Origin of the sequence: Rhizobium anhuiense bv. trifolii, from assembly GCF_024346605.1 — a bacterium.
In the GTDB taxonomy this organism is placed as follows: domain Bacteria; phylum Pseudomonadota; class Alphaproteobacteria; order Rhizobiales; family Rhizobiaceae; genus Rhizobium; species Rhizobium anhuiense.
Map to the genome: position 1 here is coordinate 4,090,001 of NZ_CP098803.1, position 13,873 is coordinate 4,103,873.

The window sequence follows — 13,873 nt, forward strand, 5'->3', positions numbered from 1 at the left end:
GGGAGGATCATCATGGAAAACAAGAGGGCCAACTGCATCATCGAAGTCAGCGTCGACGGCGCCAATGGCCGTCACGCGGTCGGCATCATGAATATGCGCCAGGCACTCGACCTGCCGGAAATGCCAAGCCTTTCTTATACACATCCGGACCCGGTCAAGGCCGCCGCCGGTATTGTCGTCAGCCGCCAAGAACTGGCGGGCTTCATGGCCTGCCACTGAGGCAGCGTTACCCTGTCAAAGCCCTGACGGCGCTTTATCCCAAAGCGCCGAAATTGTTTTGCGGCGTCTTTTATTCCCCTCGTTTTTTTGTTCCGATTGCTGGCATCCTTGTGCCGTTCATGCCAAGAAACGGCATCAAAAGCAGGACAAGGACGGCAGATGAGGGAGCGGCGCCCACCGCATAAGACGCGCGAGCGGACAAAGCCCGCCGATAACGCCGCGGCTAAGCGGGTTACCCTTCCCCGTGCCCTTTCCAAGCTCGGTTATTGCTCCCGCACCCAGGCCGAACGGCTGATTGCCGAAAACCGCGTTGCCGTCGACGGCCGCACGGTCAGCGAGACCTCGGCATGGGTCGATCTTAGCACTGCCAGGATCAGCATCGACGGCCTGGTCATCGCTGCCGAAGCGAAAATCTATCTGATGCTCAACAAGCCCCGCGGTCTCGTCACCACCCGCCACGATCCCGAAGGCAGGCCAACGGTCTATGATTGCCTCAGGGATTTCGACATCCCGCATCTCTCTCCGGTCGGCCGGCTCGACAAGGCGAGCGAGGGCCTGCTGCTTTTCACCAACGACACCGAATTCGCTCAGATCCTGCTCGATCCGGTCACGCATGTGACGAAGACCTATCATGTCCAGATCGACGGCATCATGGACGACGAGGGCATTGCCGCGATGACATCGGGCATCCGCCACGACGGCGAGCTGCTGACGGCAACCGCCGCACGGCGCCTGCGCCAGGGCGACAGGAACTCATGGATCGAGGTTGAGCTGGACGAGGGCCGCAACCGCCAGATCCGCCGCATGCTGGAAGCGCTCGGAAGCGAATGCCTGCGCCTCGTGCGCGTTGCAATCGGCGGGCTCGCACTCGGCGAACTGCCGAAAGGCGCGGTGCGTGCCCTGACAGAGACGGAATTGCAGGCATTGCGCCGGAAGGCCGGGATGGAAAAGGCGAGACGCAATTGACTGAAATGACGGAGATGGCGCCGCACGATTTCTGGCAGGAGATTCACCCGTCGGGCACCTTTGCCGATGATGGCGAGTTCACCTCCTTCTATGTCGCCGTTCTCGAAGACGGCCGCCAGCTTCGCCTGCCGATCCGCGCGCTGGCGGATGGCGATCACGCTCTCGCTTCGCTGATCGTCAACCAGGCGAGCTTCGCCGTTCTCGATGCGCTCGCCGAAAGCCTCGCCGAAAAGATCAGGCCGATGCGCATCGATATCGTCGCCGGTCTGCCGACCCTCGGCCTGACGCTGGCCGCCGCCGTGGCGCAAAAGCTCGGCCACAGCCGCTACGTCCCGCTCGGAACCTCACGCAAATTCTGGTATCGCGACGAGCTCTCCGTTGCCCTGTCGTCGATCACCACGCCGATGCAGCAGAAACGCCTCTATATCGATCCGCGCATGCTGCCGCTGCTCAAGGGACGGCGCGTCGCGCTGATCGACGATGTGATTTCCAGCGGCACCTCGATCGTCGCGGGCCTCAACCTGCTGACAGGCTGCGGCATCGAACCCGCCGTCATCGCCGCCGCCATGCTGCAATCGGAGCGCTGGCGCGAAAGCCTCGCGGCCGCTGGGCCGCAATGGACCACGCGCACCGTCGGCGTCTTCGCAACGCCTATTCTGGAGCGGAACAAAGCAGGCCGCTGGCAGGCACCATCGGCCAGACGCGGGACATGAGGATTGTTCTTCTTTGCTTGAGGGCGCCTCTGTCCAGCCTCTGCTTGACTTCCCCAGCAATAAAACTAGAGCAGGAAGTCTTCACCCAATAATCAAGGATAGTCGAGCGCCGTGCGAATTCTCTCCGAAGCCCATTTCCCCGAATTGCCGAACTATTATCGCGGCAAGGTGCGCGAGAATTACGATCTTCCGGACGGACGCCGTATCATAATCAGCACCGACCGGCTGAGCGCTTTCGACCGCATCCTTACCTGCATCCCCTATAAGGGCCAGGTCCTGACGCAGACAGCGCGCTTTTGGTTCGAGGCGACGAAGGACATCTGCCCCAACCACGTTCTCGACTATCCGGATGCGAATGTCGTCATCGGCAAGCGGCTCGACATCCTGCCGGTCGAGATCGTCGTGCGCGGTTATCTCGCCGGCACCACCGGTACCTCGATCCTGACGCTTTATAGAAAGGGTGAGCGCGAGATGTACGGCATGCGTCTGCCCGACGGCATGCGCGACAACCAGATCCTGCCCGAGCCCGTCATCACGCCGACCAGCAAGGAATTCGACGGCGGCCATGACGAGCCGCTGACGCCTGCCGAAATCGTCAGCCGCGGCCTTTTGACCAAGGAGCAGTGGGACACTCTGTCGGGATATGCGCTCGCCCTTTTTGCGCGCGGCCAGGAAATGGCGGCCAAGCGCGGTCTGATCCTCGTCGACACCAAATATGAATTCGGCACCGATGGCGACGGCAACATCATTCTCGCTGACGAGATCCACACCCCCGATAGTAGCCGTTACTGGCTTGCCGAAAGCTACCCGGCAAGTTTTGCCGCCGGAAAACGTCCGGAAAGTTTCGACAAGGATTTCGTCCGCGCCTGGGTTGCCGAGCGCTGTGATCCCTATAAGGACGAGATCCCTGAAATTCCTGTCGAACTGATCGAGCAGACCTCGGCCGTCTATATCAAGGCTTACGAGGCGATTACCGGCGAGCGCTTTGTTCCCGACAATAGCGGCGAGACGCCGCTTGCCCGCGTGCGAGGCAGCCTCGCTCCCTATTTCCCTTGACATGGCGATACATGAAAGCTGCCAGGCCGAGCATTGGCTTGGCAGCCTCCCTCCAATCGCGCTAGCATCAGAAAAAAGGGGCATCGGGCTCGGCCGGGCGGGGGACAGATGACGAGAAGGCCGAGACGCAAAGCCGAGGAAACGCGGGAGGACATCCTCTCCATGGCAGAGGTGCTGTTTCGTGAGCGCGGTTACCTCGCGGTGTCAATCGCCGATATCGCCAGTGCATTGCACATGTCACCCGCCAATGTCTTCAAGCATTTCCGTTCCAAGGTCGCGCTGGTCGATGCGATCGCCGGACGCCATCTCGACAATGCCACCGAGCGTTTCGCAGCCTTCGACCAGAATCTGCCACCGAAGGAGCAATTGCTCCGCTTCGTCCTGCGCCTGCTGGAAGGTCATCTGCAGGACATTCAGAAAAATCCTTACATCTTCGAAATGGTGCTTTCGACGATCGAGGCCAAACTCGAGGCCGGCAACCGTTATCGCGCCCGAATCGAGTTGAAGCTCGGCGAGATCATCCGCGAGGGTATCGCGGAGGGGCGTTATCATTGCTGCGATCCCGAGCGCGCCGCACACACCGTCGCAGACCTCCTGGCCTGCGTATTGCACCCCATCCTCATCGCCCGCGACGACAAGGAAACCCTCGTGCACCGCGCCGAGGATATCGTCGGCTTTGTCGATGCCGCACTGCAAAATAACGCTTGCTAAGTGACGATTGCTGACTTACGTCACTTCATAAAGCTTTTGTTAAATTCGGATAATGGCATTTGAAGCCAGATCAATCCTGACGCTTATATAAGCCTGCGCTCGGCCGGGCCGAGCCTGCGGATTGAACGCCGATTGCCACCGAACAGGGAATTCAGAATGATACGGCGTGCCCTCCTCCTCTCCACGGCCCTGGCGTTCGGCGCATTGCTCGCCGCCTGCAGCGACAATGCCGGCAAGCCCGCCGGCAATGCCGGTGCGGGCGCAGCACAGCAGGCCTCGCCCGTCGGCGTGATCACCCTGAAAAAAGCCAGTTTCCCGATCACGACGATCCTTCCTGGCCGCGCCGAGACATTTCAGACAGCCGATATCCGGCCGCAGGTAAGCGGCCTCATCCGCGAGATCGCCTTTAAAGAAGGCGGCGAGATCAAGAAGGGCGACCTTCTCTACCAGATCGAGGATGCGCCCTATATCGCCGCCGTCGAGCAGGCCAAGGCGGCAATCTCCAAGGCGCAAGCCAGCGTGCCGAGCGCTGAAAGCAATCTCGACCGCTATCAGCGCCTCGTCGGCAGCGGCGCCACCCAGATCGAATTCGAAACGGCCAAGACGACGCTGCTCCAGGCCAAGGCCGAAGTCGAGTCGGCGAAGGCCGCACTTTCCGCCGCGCAGATCGACCTCGACCATACCAAGATCATCGCCCCCTTCGACGGCGTCATCGACCAGACGGCCTATAATGTCGGCAACGTCGTCTCGGCCAACCAGACGACGGCGCTGACGACGATCCGCCAGCTCGATCCGATCTACATCTCGCTGACGGAATCGAGCACCAACCTCTTGAAGCTGCGCGACGCGATGACCGCCGGCGACATCAAGGGTGCAGACAACGTCGCCTTCCACCTGATCCTCGAAGACGGCAAGGAATATAACCAGCAGGGCAAGCTCGACATGTCGAAGCAGGTGGTCAGCGAGACCACAGGCACCTTCATCATCCGCGTGCTCTTTCCCAATCCCGATCGCATCGTCCTGCCCGGCATGTATGTCCGGGCAACCGTCGAGCTTGGCGCCGAGGCCGGTTATGCATTGCCGCAGCTGGCGACGAGCCGTGATGCCAACGGCCGGCTGACGGCACAGTTCATTTCCGCCGAAGGCAAGGTCGAAACCCGTGCCTTCGAGAACAGTTCGCCCTCCAACAATTCCTGGCTCGTGACCGAAGGCATCAAGGACGGCGATCAGCTGATCGTCAGCGGCCTGCAATCGATCACATCAGGCATGCCGGTGAAACCGGTCCCGATGAAGATCAACGACAATGGCGTGGTCGTGGCTGCCGAGCAGCCAGCGGCCGGTGATGCTGAGAAGCCTGCAGCGAAATAATCGCTGAAGCCCCGCATCGTCACCGTCTCAGCCGCACAGGAACAACCGATGGCCAAGTTTTTCATCCGACGTCCGATTTTCGCCTGGGTCATTGCGATCACCATCATGCTCGCCGGCCTGCTGGCGATCTTCACGCTGTCGATCTCGCAATATCCCGACATCGCCCCGACGACGGTTCGCATCAACGCCACCTATCGCGGCGCCAGCGCCGAGACCGTCGAAAAATCGGTGACGACGATCATCGAGGATGGCATGACCGGCCTCGACGATCTCACATACATGACCTCAACCTCATCGACGGGCTCGGCCAGTATCCAGCTCACCTTCGGGACGAGCGCCGATCCCGATATCGCCCAGGTGCAGGTGCAGAACAAGCTGCAGCTGGTTCAGTCGCAGCTTCCAAGCGACGTCATCGATGCCGGCATCAGCGTCACCCGCTCGACCTCGAGCATCCTGCTCGTCGGCTCGCTGGTTTCGACCGACGGCAAGCGCAACTCGGTCGATCTCGGCAACATCATGTCGACCTCCATCGAGGATCAGATCCAGCGCCTGGAAGGCGTTGGCAGCATCAACGTCTTCGGTTCGGGATACGCCATGCGCGTCTGGCTCGATCCCTTCAAGCTCTTGAAATACCAGTTGACGCCGAGCGACGTCACATCAGCCATCCAGGCGCAGAACACCCAGGTCTCCGTTGGTTCGCTCGGCGCGCAGCCGGCGACCCCCGGCCAGCAGATCAACGTCACCATTACCGCCCAAAGCCAGCTGACCACCGTCGCCGACTTCGAGCACATCATCCTGAAGGTCGAAAAGGACGGCGCGACCGTGCGCCTGAGCGATGTCTCGCGCATCGAGATCGGTCAGGAAAGCTACGGCGGCGGTTCACGGTATAACGGCCAGCCGTCGACCGGTTTTGCCGTCAACCTGGCGATCGGCGCCAACGCCATCGATACCGCCGCCCGTGTGCGCTCCGCGCTCGAGGTCATCGGTCGCGGCCTGCCGGCAGGTGTCGCGATCACCTATCCCTACGACACCACGCCCTTCGTCGAGCTGTCGATCGAGAAGGTCGTCCATACCCTGATCGAGGCGATCGTGCTGGTTTTCGTCGTCCTCCTCATCTTCCTGCAGAACCTGCGGGCGACGCTGATCCCGACGATTGCGGTGCCCGTGGTGTTGCTCGGCACCTTCGGAGTGCTGGCGGTCACCGGCTACTCGATCAATACGTTGACGATGTTCGCCATGGTGCTGGCGATCGGCCTTCTTGTCGACGACGCCATCGTCGTCGTCGAAAACGTCGAACGCATCATGACCGAAGAGAAGCTCTCGCCACTTGAGGCGACGGAAAAATCGATGGGAGAGATCACCGGCGCCATTGTCGGCATCGCGCTCGTGCTGACTGCCGTCTTCATTCCGATGGCCTTCTTCGGCGGTTCGACCGGCATCATCTATCGCCAGTTCTCGATCACCATCGTCTCGGCCATGCTGCTGTCGGCGCTCGTCGCCCTGGTGCTGACGCCTGCACTTTGCGCCACAATGCTGAAGCCGGTCGGCGAACACAGGAAACACCGCGTCGGCGACTGGTTCAACCGCAACTTCACGCGCTCGACCAACGGCTATATCAGCGCCATCGGCTATCTGCTGCAGCGGCCGATCCGCGTCATGCTGGTCTTCCTCCTCGTCGGCGCCGGCTGCGCCTATCTCTTCACCCGTCTGCCGAGCTCCTTCCTGCCTCAGGAAGATCAGGGCGTGCTGTTGACCATCGTCACCACGCCGCCGGGCTCGACCACGCAGCAAACCCAGGCAGTCGTCGAGAAGGTTGAGAAATACTATCGTGAAAACGAGAAGGACGCCGTCGAATCCGTGTTCGGCGCGCTCGGCTTCGGCTTCAACGGTTCCGGCCAGAACAGCGCCATCGTCTTCACCAAGCTCAAGGATTTCGCACAGCGCACCGATCCGACGCTGAGCGCCCAGTCGGTCGTCAACCGCGCGTTGCGCAGCTTCTTTGCCATCCGCGAGGCGCAGGTCTTCGCGCTCCTGCCCCCGGCGATTCAGGGTCTCGGCGTATCGAGCGGCTTCTCCATGTATCTCGTCGACACCGGCGGCCACGGCAACGACGCCCTGACGGCCGCCTCCAAGCGGCTGATCCAGATGGGCAACACCTCGGGCAAGATCGTGGCGCTGCGCAGCAGCAACAAGGAAGTCGAGCCGCAGATGCGCATCGTGCTCGATCAGGAGAAGATCGGCGCTATGGGCGTCGACATCGCCTCGGTCAACTCGATGCTGTCGATCATCTTCACCGGCCGCGACGTCAACGACTTCACGCTGAACGGCGAGATCAAGCCGGTCTATGTTCAGGGCGATGCGCCCTTCCGCATGCAGCCGGATGATCTCGACCATTGGTACGCGCGCAACACTGCCGGTGAAATGGTACCCTTCTCCGCCTTTACCAAGACGGAGTGGGTGAAAGGCGCGCCATCGCTTGCCCGCTTCAACGCCGTTAGCGCCATTCCGCTCGACGGCGCTTCCGCACCCGGTGTCTCCTCCGGCGATGCGATGAACGAAATGGAAGCGCTGACCGAACAGCTCGGCGGCGGTTATACGGTCGCCTGGCAGGGCATCTCCTATCAGGAGCGCCTTTCCGGTTCGCAGGCGCCGATGCTCTACGCGATCTCGGTTCTCGTCGTCTTCCTCTGCCTGGCGGCACTTTACGAAAGCTGGTCGATCCCCTTCTCGGTGATCATGGCGGTACCCGTCGGCATTCTCGGGGCACTGGCGGCGGCAACGCTTTTCGGCCAGGCAAACGACGTCTATTTCAAGGTCGGCCTGCTCACCACCATAGGGCTGGCGGCGAAGAACGCGATTCTGATCGTCGAATTCGCCAAGGACCGTATGGAAAGCGGCATGGGGCTCTACGAAGCCACGCTGGAGGCGGCAAGATTGCGCCTGCGGCCGATCATCATGACCTCACTTGCCTTCATTCTCGGCGTCGTGCCGCTGGCGATCGCGACTGGCGCTGGCTCGGCGGCACAGAACGCCATCGGCATCGGCGTTCTCGGCGGCATGCTGGCGGCGACGATGCTCGGAATTTTCTTCGTACCGTCCTTTTTCGTCGTCATCCGACGCATCTTTGCCACACGCGGCAAAAATGCGGCAGGAGTGTGATATAAATGCACTGTGATAATGCTGTTCCGATTGCTACATTGCGCCCGACTGCTTCGGTGTGTGTTTTTGGTAACGAGGCGCGGCGCGCGTTAGTGAAGCATGAAGCTTCGGACAAGAATTGACTTGCTCGAGTACAGGATGAAATGAATGGTATCTCTTCGTTTTGCCACCCCGGCATTATTGTTATTGTTGTCGGGCTGCGTTGTTGGCCCGGATCATGTTCCTCCTGAAATGCCGCTGCCCGCCAAATTCGGAGAAGGCGGAACGAAGAGTGATGGTGATGTTGCTACCGCAGCCTGGTGGACCGCCTTCAACGATTCGAGGCTGAACGGCTACGTCAACGCGGGCCTTGAGCAGAACCTGACAGTCCAGCAGGCGATCGAACGCATCAATGCGGCCTCCGCCGCCGTCACCACCGCCGGAGCCGGCGGCCTGCCGAACCTGACGGTTGGCGCGTCGCACACGATCAGCGGTCAGAAGGGCGAACTGCGCACGCAACTCGACACGCGCAACACCAGCGCCGGCGACGTCCAGCTGAGCTGGCTGCTCGATCTCTTTGGCCTCTACAAGCGCAGCACCGAAAGCGCGCTCGCTTCGCTCGATTCCGCTTACGCATCGGCTGATGTCGCCAAGCTGACCCTCGTCCAGGACCTGGTCTCGAGCTATATCGACGTTCGCTACTATCAGCAGCGCCTGGCGCTTTCGAAGGCCAACCTGAAGTCTCGTCAGGAAACCTACGAACTGACCAAGTTCCAGCTTGAAGCCGGCGCCGCCTCGCGTCTCGACGTCGTTCAGGCCGAAGGCCTCGTACAGTCCACGCTCGCCGAAATTCCGGGCCTTGAAACCAACATCCGCATATCAGCCCATCACATCGCCACGCTGCTCGGCCTGCCGGCCTCGGCCCTCGTCGACGAACTGCTGAGGGGCGCCGGTCAGCCGGTATTCCGCGGCGGCATCAACTCCGGCATCCCGGCCGATCTGATCCGCAACCGTCCCGACATTCGCGTCGCCGAGCGTGATCTCGCCGCCGCAACGGCCAATATCGGTGTTGCCCAGGCCCAGCTCTATCCGAGCATATCGCTCAGCGGCTCGATCTCGCCATCCTACATCAACCAGCGCGGCGTCCACGGTGGCCTGACCCCCTGGTCCTTCGGTCCGACCCTCAACCTGCCGATCTTCGATGGCGGCCGCCTGCGCGCCAACGTCAAGTCGGCCCAGTCCGATGCCGCTACGGCCTACCTCAACTGGAAGTCGACGGTGCTGACCGCCGTCGAACAGGTCGAGAACGCGCTTGCGGCTGTCCGGCGCGACGCCCGTACGGTCGCCGCACTTCAGGCCCAGGTCAAGACCACCCAGGAAACGCTCGAGCTTTCCACAGCATCCTACAAGGACGGCGCCTCTTCACTGCTCGACGTTCTCGACGCGCAGCGCCAGGTTTCGCTGGCTCAGGCAAGCCTTGCCCAGTCCGTCCAACAGATGGCCAAGGACTACGTCTCGCTGAACATCGCAGTCGGCGGCGGCTATGCGCCCGGCGGCAAGACCACCGCACCCAATACCACAGCAGCGGTGAAGCCCGCCAAGAGCTGATCGGCGTTTGGCCCTTCTGAAAAGGCAGAGCCCCGCGATCGTCTCGCGGGGCTTTTTCGTTGCCGCCGAACTCTCCTCCAGCTAATTACACACAGGACGAATTTGGATTCGACAAGCTGAGATAGCTGAGGTAAGCCTTTGATTAAACGATTAATCAGAGCGCCGTCGATTATGGCTCCATCGCGTTCGGGACCAAATCTCAGCAGGATAGCGACGTCGCTCGGCGTCTCCGTCGCCACGGTCTCCAATGCGCTCTCCGGCAAGGGCCGGGTCTCCGGCCAATTGATCGAAAGAATCCGTGAACATGCAGCCGAGCTCGGCTATGTCCCAAGCCAGGCCGGCAGGGCGCTCAGGACCGGCCGCAGCGGCGTTCTCGGCCTGGTGCTACCCGATATCGCCAATCCGCTGTTCCCGAAGATCGCTCAGGCGATCGAATTCGCCGCCTCGGCTGCGGGTTACGGCGTGCTGATCGCGGATTCCCGCGGCGATATCGCCACCCAGACCGAAGCGATCGACCGTCTGGTCGAGCGTGGCGTCGATGGCATGATCGTCATTCCCCGCCGCGCCACCCGCATCTCGTCCACCACCTGTCCGGTCGCCATCATCGACACTCCCTCGACGCCGGGCAACACCGTTTCCGCCGATCATTGGCAGGGCGGCCGCGAAATCGCCGACCACCTCGCGGATCTCGGCCATCGCCACATCCTCATCATCGGCAACAATCAGGAATCCAGCGTTCAGAACGACCGCGTCGGCGGCATCCGCGCCGGCATGCGCCCGGGCATGCATTCCGAAACACTATGGATCGATAGGCTCGAGCAGGATGGCGGCAGGGGCTGCCCGCTCGGCCTTGCCGAAAAGGCCAGGCAGGGATTCACCGCTTTCGCAGCCCTTTCCGATTTGCAGGCGCTACGCGCGCTGACGGAGTTACAGCAGGCCGGCGTCAACGTTCCCGCCGATGTCAGCGTCACCGGCTTCGACGACCTCATCTGGTCGCCTGTTGTCACGCCGTCGCTGACGACGGTGCGGATGGACATGGATAGGATTGCCGGGATTGCCGTGTCGGCGCTGGTCGCTACGATAAGAGCAAACCGCATCCGGGAGGGCATGCTCGTTACCGCGGAGATCGAACGCGTTGCCATGCAGTTGATCGTCCGCCAATCATCCGGGCCTGCGAAGCCGGCACCAGAAACCTCAGAGCCGAAAACCTGAGAGATGGGGAACGTGTAAGATGAAAAAAGCTCCCATTGCCTCGGCAGTACTCCTGCTCGATACCATGCCCGGCCCAATCGAGACCGAGATCGATGTAGGCCTGCCGCCACACGGCGCGCTCGCCTGCGATCTACCAGTTGCCGACACGGCAAGTCTCAAACGGTTCGGATGAAATCATGGGCGTCTGGATCGACACGGACATGGGCTTCGACGACATCGCCGCCATTCTGGTGGTGGGACAGTCGGAATTCGAGATCGACGGCCTATCGCTGGTCTTCGGCAATACGCCGCTGCCGCAGGTAAGAATGAATGCCGCCGGCGCCGCCAGCGCCTTCGGCTGGAACTTCCCCATCCACACCGGTCGCGCCATGCCCGTTCTCGGCAAGCTTGAGACCGCTCAGGCGATCCTTGGGGAAACCGGCATCCCGACATCAGGCAAGAGCCTGCCGCAGGCACCCGCCCTTGCCGAAAGCGATGCCTTCACAGGGCTCTGCCGCTGGCTGGAACGCCAGGGCCAGCACCGCATCCTGGCGCTCGGCCCGCTCACCAACATCGCTGCCGTGGCGCTCGCCCGGCCTGATCTTGCCGCCCGCATCACCGAACTCGTCTGGATGGGCGGCGGCGTCACATCAGGCAACCATACGGCCTCCGCCGAGTTCAACGCACTTGCCGACCCGGAAGCGCTTTCGATCGTCATTGCCCACGGCCTGCCGCTGCGCATGGTCGATCTCGATCTCTGCCGCAAGGTGCTGGCAAGGCCCGAGGATGCCGAGCCGGTGCGCAATGCCGGCGGCGCCAATGCCGAGCTGATCGCGGATATGTTCTCAGGCTATATCCGCATCGCCACCAGCCGCGGCCGCCCCGCCATGGCGATCTACGATCCCTCCGCCGCCGTCGCCTTTGTCGCCCCCGATATCGTCAGCTTCCGTCCCGCGCGCATCGACGTCGAGCTGCAGGGCGCCCTCACCCGTGGCCGCACCGTTGTCGAGACCCGCGCCACACATGCGAGTTTCAATGCCCAATTCGCCGCCGACATCGATGCTGACATGGCCCGTGTCATCATTCTCGCTGCCCTGGTCAACGAGGCCCGCAAATGAACGCCAGCCCTCGCCAGGAACCCGCCGACCTCAATGATCCCGCTTTGCGCGCCCGCGCCGTTACTGCTGCGCGCGGCGATGCCCCCTTCGACGTGCTGATCACCGGCGGCCGGTTGCTCGATGCGGTGACGGGCCTGATCCGCGAGACCGATATCGGCCTTGTCGGTGCGCTGATCGCCAGTGTCCATGCGCCGGCAAGCCGAACGGATGCCGCCGAGATCATCGATGCGACGGGCAGCATCCTGACGCCCGGCCTGATCGACACGCACATGCATGTCGAAAGTTCGATGGTGACACCGGCCGAATATGCTAGCGCCGTTTTGCCGCGCGGCGTCACATCAATCGTCTGGGATCCGCATGAATTCGGCAACGTCCATGGTCTCGACGGCGTGCGCTGGGCGATCGAGGCCGCGCGTTCCCTGCCGCTGCGCATGATCCTGCTCGCCCCCTCCTGCGTGCCGTCTGCGCCGGGCCTGGAACTTGCCGGCGCCGATTTCGATGCCACCGTCGTCGCCGAAATGCTGCGCTCCTCGACAGTCGGCGGCGTCGCCGAGGTCATGAATATGCGCGGCGTCATCGACGGCGATCCACGCATGACTGATATCGTCAATGCCGGCCTTGCCGCCGGCAAGCTTGTCTGCGGCCACGCACGCGGCCTCGAAGGCGCCGATCTCAACGCTTTCATGGCATCGGGCATCACCTCCGACCATGAACTCACCTCCGGCGCCGATCTCCTCTCCAAGCTTTCCGCCGGCCTGACAATCGAGCTGCGCGGCTCTCACGATCATCTGTTGCGGGAATTCGTCGAGGTTCTGAACGGTCTCGGCCACCTGCCCCCGACCGTGACGCTCTGCACCGACGACGTTTTTCCCGATGAGCTTCAGGAAGGCGGCGGCCTCGACGACGTCGTCAGGCGCCTGGTGCGCTACGGCATGAAGCCGGACTGGGCGATCCGGGCCGCGACCTTCAACGCCGCACAGCGTCTGAAGCGTCCCGATCTCGGCCTTGTCGCCGCGGGCCGCCGGGCCGACATCGTGCTCTTCGAGGACCTTACGGATTTCCGGGCGCGGCTGGTCGTATCAGGCGGCCGCGTCGTCGCTCACAACGGCCGCATGCAGCGTGCCGTCCAGCAGATTGATACGGCGCCGCTCGTCAATTCGGTGAAGCTGCCGCCGCTGACCGAGGATGATTTCCGCATTCCGGCGACGGGCGAGCGTGTCCGTGTCGCCACCATCGACCGGCCACGCTTCACGCAATGGGGCGAGGTCGAAACCGAGGTGCGGGATGGTTTCGTCGTGCCGCCGGCCGGCAGCGCCATGATCGCCGTCGCCCATCGTCACGGCAAGGCCGACGGCACCCCACGCGTCGGTTTCCTCACCGGCTGGGGCGAATGGCGCGGCGCCTTCTGCACCACCGTCTCGCATGACAGCCACAACCTCACCGTCTTCGGCGGCAATGCGCGCGACATGATGCTCGCCGCCAACGCCGTCATATCAGCCGGCGGCGGCATGGCGGTCGCCAAAGACGGCCGGATCGAAGCGCTCCTGCCGCTGCCACTCTCCGGCCTGGTGACGGATGCAGCGCTTGAGGACACAGCCCTGGCCTTTACCGATATCCGCAAGGCCATGGACAAGATCGTCGACTGGAAACCGCCCTATCGGGTCTTCAAGGCCTGCTTCGGCGCCACTCTCGCCTGCAATGCCGGCCCGCACCAGACGGACCGCGGGATTGCCGATGTGGTGACGGGGAAAGTGATGGAGAGTCCGGTGCTGGAAGATTGGTAAG

12 protein-coding genes are annotated in these 13,873 nt (G+C 62.5%); all 12 read left to right on the forward strand.

The genetic code is table 11. The annotated features are described in order from the left end of the window. Window positions 1-12: 12 nt before the first annotated feature. A complete protein-coding gene (locus NE851_RS28820) occupies window positions 13-219 on the forward strand; it encodes a hypothetical protein (protein WP_025570485.1) in 207 nt (68 codons plus the stop codon). A 159-nt stretch (window positions 220-378) separates the two neighbouring features. Further along, window positions 379-1,185: a pseudouridine synthase gene (locus NE851_RS28825; RefSeq protein WP_029733032.1), complete on the forward strand. Its 807-nt coding sequence runs from the start codon at window positions 379-381 to the stop codon at window positions 1,183-1,185. Window positions 1,186-1,199: 14 nt separating this feature from the next. After that, window positions 1,200-1,898 (forward strand): phosphoribosyltransferase, encoded by a 699-nt coding sequence (locus NE851_RS28830; protein ID WP_254962461.1) that lies wholly within the window; start codon window positions 1,200-1,202, stop codon window positions 1,896-1,898. Window positions 1,899-2,009: 111 nt separating this feature from the next. Further along, complete coding sequence (locus tag NE851_RS28835) at window positions 2,010-2,954, forward strand: phosphoribosylaminoimidazolesuccinocarboxamide synthase (protein ID WP_254959511.1); 945 nt, start codon at window positions 2,010-2,012, stop codon at window positions 2,952-2,954. 108 nt (window positions 2,955-3,062) lie between these two features. Beyond that, window positions 3,063-3,665 (forward strand): TetR/AcrR family transcriptional regulator, encoded by a 603-nt coding sequence (locus NE851_RS28840; protein WP_183906166.1) that lies wholly within the window; start codon window positions 3,063-3,065, stop codon window positions 3,663-3,665. Window positions 3,666-3,821: 156 nt separating this feature from the next. Then, window positions 3,822-5,033 carry an efflux RND transporter periplasmic adaptor subunit gene (locus tag NE851_RS28845; protein ID WP_025570605.1) on the forward strand — a complete coding sequence of 404 codons (1,212 nt, stop codon included), beginning with the start codon at window positions 3,822-3,824 and terminating at the stop codon, window positions 5,031-5,033. 48 nt (window positions 5,034-5,081) lie between these two features. Then, a complete protein-coding gene (locus tag NE851_RS28850; protein ID WP_183906167.1) occupies window positions 5,082-8,192 on the forward strand; it encodes an efflux RND transporter permease subunit in 3,111 nt (1,036 codons plus the stop codon). Window positions 8,193-8,339: 147 nt separating this feature from the next. Then, window positions 8,340-9,779, forward strand: a complete 1,440-nt coding sequence (locus NE851_RS28855; RefSeq protein ID WP_029733030.1) for an efflux transporter outer membrane subunit — start codon at window positions 8,340-8,342, stop codon at window positions 9,777-9,779. A gap of 171 nt (window positions 9,780-9,950) precedes the next feature. Continuing rightward, entirely contained in the window at window positions 9,951-10,991 is a 1,041-nt protein-coding gene (locus NE851_RS28860; protein ID WP_029733029.1) for a LacI family DNA-binding transcriptional regulator, read from the forward strand. Between the two features lie 19 nt (window positions 10,992-11,010). Further along, entirely contained in the window at window positions 11,011-11,163 is a 153-nt protein-coding gene (locus NE851_RS28865; protein ID WP_165932280.1) for a hypothetical protein, read from the forward strand. Window positions 11,164-11,167: 4 nt separating this feature from the next. After that, entirely contained in the window at window positions 11,168-12,088 is a 921-nt protein-coding gene (locus tag NE851_RS28870) for a nucleoside hydrolase (RefSeq protein ID WP_025570667.1), read from the forward strand. After that, window positions 12,085-13,872: an adenine deaminase gene (locus tag NE851_RS28875; RefSeq protein ID WP_097545467.1), complete on the forward strand. Its 1,788-nt coding sequence runs from the start codon at window positions 12,085-12,087 to the stop codon at window positions 13,870-13,872. The genes NE851_RS28870 and NE851_RS28875 overlap by 4 nt, the downstream gene beginning before the upstream one ends. Window position 13,873 lies beyond the last annotated feature (1 nt).